At 44.3% G+C, this 454-nt stretch carries 1 protein-coding gene; it reads right to left on the reverse strand.

Going from position 1 to position 454, the window contains the following annotated elements; all coding sequences use genetic code 11:
• Window positions 1-454, reverse strand: a 454-nt coding sequence (locus LI114_RS13745; RefSeq protein ID WP_227221136.1) for a transposase, incomplete at both ends; no start/stop codon positions are given.

Here is a 454-nt window from a genome sequence, read left to right on the forward strand (position 1 = left end):
TGACCTGTCAAGCTTACTGCAAGGATTACATATGCTGCAAGCTTTTTTATCTGTCCGTTATCACGCACTGAAAAGTGTACTGCATCGATGAAAACAATCGGATACACTTCATCAAGCGGACGATTCTGCCAATCTTCTATCTGCGGAAGAAGTCTGTCTGTGATGTCTGATACCATTCCGTCGCTGACCTCAAATCCGTAAATATCTTCGATGGTATCGCTTATCTGGCGTGTTGTCATGCCCTTTGCGTACAGCGAAATGATCTTCTGTTCAATGCCGGAGATGTCCTTTTGACGCTTTTTTACCACCTTTGGCTCAAATGTTCCGTCTCGATCCTGTGGTACTTCGATCTCTGTTTCGCCCAAATTTCCACGTATCTTCTTGGTTTTCCTACCATTACGGTAATTGGAGTTGTCCGAGCGTTCATATGAACTGTACCCTAAGTGTTCATCCA

The organism is Ruminococcus sp. 210702-SL.1.03, from assembly GCF_020559915.1.
Lineage (GTDB): Bacteria > Bacillota > Clostridia > Oscillospirales > Ruminococcaceae > YE71.